The sequence below is a fragment of the Terrisporobacter mayombei genome, assembly GCF_020748465.1.
Taxonomy (GTDB): Bacteria; Bacillota; Clostridia; order Peptostreptococcales; family Peptostreptococcaceae; genus Terrisporobacter; species Terrisporobacter mayombei.
The window spans coordinates 1-505 of the sequence record NZ_JAHZMP010000135.1 but is presented as its reverse complement, the minus strand read 5'-3'; the positions used below and the strand labels follow the sequence as shown (position 1 = coordinate 505).

Sequence of the window (505 nt, the reverse complement as noted above, 5' to 3'; positions counted from 1 at the left end):
AGCGTTTCCCGGCTAAGACAAGGGCAGGAGACAGAATCCCACCACTCATGCCAGAATAAATCTGGCTGCTGGAACCACTCCGAATGTAACCGAAATTAGTATTACCATAAGCTCCGCGATAATTAAGAGAACTGTAACCACTGGTGCCAGACGATGTATTACCTCCGTGGGTGTTACCGACCTGAACGCTATAATTCAGGTTATTATCCGGCAGCAGAGTGCCATAAACCCCCGATAGATTGGTCATGCCGCCTTTCAAATCGTTTGACATACTGTAACTGGCGTTTGAATTACGAAATGCCGACTGACTGTCTGTACGCATCCAATGACTGAAGGGAACATTAAGCGTAAAAGCGAGTAAATGATCCCGATCGTTTTGCCATATATTATTGGAATAGCTGTAATTCAGCGAAGTCGTAATATCACCAAACGGCACATTTAATCCAAATGATATTTGCTGGTCGCTGCGTGACGTGTTCCAGTAACTTTGGCGACTGGCACTGAA

The 505-nt window shown here is 45.3% G+C and carries 1 protein-coding gene; it reads right to left on the bottom strand.

The window, feature by feature from the left end; genetic code table 11:
- The coding region (locus K0039_RS24995) for a fimbria/pilus outer membrane usher protein (protein WP_228106827.1) at positions 1-505 on the bottom strand (505 nt) is incomplete at both ends.